2 protein-coding genes are annotated in these 1,047 nt (G+C 72.9%); both read right to left on the reverse strand.

The genetic code is table 11. From position 1 onward, the window contains the following. The coding region (locus ACJA3G_RS37515) for a helix-turn-helix domain-containing protein (RefSeq protein WP_406557476.1) at nucleotides 1-334 on the reverse strand (334 nt) is incomplete at its 3' end. A gap of 322 nt (nucleotides 335-656) precedes the next feature. Then, a partial coding sequence (locus ACJA3G_RS37520; RefSeq protein WP_406557477.1) for a DUF3017 domain-containing protein occupies nucleotides 657-1,047 on the reverse strand: 391 nt, incomplete at its 5' end.

The raw sequence follows: 1,047 nt of genomic DNA on the forward strand, positions 1-1,047 counted from the left end.
CGCCCAGCGCCGCACGCGCCTGGGATATCCGGATCTGTTCCATCGTCATGTCGTGGCGCATCTCGGCACGGCTCCAGGCGCGTTCCGCGAGCTCCCACATGGTGGTGAGGTGGAGGGGATTGGTGCCGGTGACCTCGGCGAGCGCGACGACGGCGCCCTTGGGCGCGAGCAGCCGTCCGCCCAGATAGCGCTCCCACGAGGTCTTGCTGTAGCCGGTGCGGTCGGCGACCGACGCCAGGCTCAGTCCACTGCGGTCGACCAGTCTGCGCAGCTGGCTGGCGAACTCCCGCACCTGCGGGTCGAGTTCCTCCGGCAGCGCCTTCCAGCGAGGCATGTGCTTCCCCCTTGTCCCCCCGTATGTGCCCGATGTGCCCCCCGGGGCCCGTTGCCGCCCCCGGCACACCCTTGGCCCCTGTTCCGACCCCATCCTCCCATCGGCGGGGGGTGCCGTCACCAAGGCCCCCGCCGCCCGGGGAGGGCTGTTGCCCGACGCACACACAGTTGCGGAACGGTCACCTCCGCGCCACAGGCCCCCGGCTTCCCTTGTAGCCGCCTTGGCGCGTCCATGACTCTTACGTCCACGGGGGACAGACGGCGCCCGTCGTCCCACGGGGGAGAGGACGGGCGCCGTTCTGTTCACGGGTGTTCCGGGCGGGTCAGCGCACCGTGAAGCGGACCGCGTCCTCCAGGAACGGGATGTCCAGCCAGGGCCTGGGCTGCGCCACCAGGGCGAGCAGCACGATCAGGACGCCCAGCGCGCCGTACGTGGTGATGTCGGTGAAGCGCGAGCGCACCGCCAGCATCCCCACCGACGGCAGCAGCCAGCGCAGCACCGCGCCCGCCAGCAGGGCCAGCCCGATGATGATCAGGCCGACCCGGAAGAGGTCCAGCGAGACGAGCAGCAGCCCGAGCCCGGTCGACCCCAGCACGCTCAGCAGCGGCCACTGGCGCGCGGGCGCGGGCGAGGCCCCGGAGGCCGCCCGTCCGCCGCCCTCGGGCCGCGCGGTGTACCGCGTGACCGAGGGGAACCGGCGGGAGGTCCTGCGG

This window comes from Streptomyces sp. YS-3 (assembly GCF_045257485.1).
Classification (GTDB): Bacteria; Actinomycetota; Actinomycetes; order Streptomycetales; family Streptomycetaceae; genus Streptomyces.